Source organism: Flavobacterium plantiphilum, from assembly GCF_046000495.1.
GTDB lineage: Bacteria > Bacteroidota > Bacteroidia > Flavobacteriales > Flavobacteriaceae > Flavobacterium > Flavobacterium plantiphilum.
Genome location: NZ_JBELQA010000024.1, coordinates 1 through 538 on the forward strand (window position 1 = coordinate 1; position 538 = coordinate 538).

1 protein-coding gene is annotated in these 538 nt (G+C 67.1%); it reads left to right on the top strand.

The window, feature by feature from the left end:
- A partial coding sequence (locus ABS764_RS16245; RefSeq protein ID WP_408082841.1) for an ABC transporter ATP-binding protein occupies window positions 1-538 on the top strand: 538 nt, incomplete at both ends.

Genomic DNA, 538 nt, shown 5'->3' on the forward strand with positions numbered 1-538 from the left:
TGTTCCAGGATCCGTTCGGCTCGCTCAGCCCCCGCATGTCGATCGCGGACATCATCGCCGAGGGTCTCTCGGTGCACCCGCCAAAGCTGTCGCGCGAGGAGAGTGAGGCGCGCGTCGTCAAGGCGCTCGAGGATGTCGGGATGAAGCCGGACACCCGCTACCGCTATCCGCACGAATTCTCCGGCGGCCAGCGCCAGCGCGTGATGATCGCGATGGCGCTCGCCAACGAGCCGGACCTCTTGATTGCGGACGAGCCGACCACGGCGCTCGACGTCACCGTGCAGGCGCAGATCCTCGAACTGCTGCGTGACATCAGCGAGACCTCGAAGACCGCGCTGATGCTGATCACCCACGATCTCGGCGTCGTCGCCGAGACCTGCACGCGGATGATCACGATGTATGCCGGCGAGGTGATCGAGGATGCCACCGTCGACGAGGCGCTGGTGCGACCGCTGCATCCCTATACGTCGGGCCTGTTGCGCTCGCTGCCGCATTTGAGCCCGCGTCACGGCCGGCTGCCGTCGATCCGGGGCCGGGG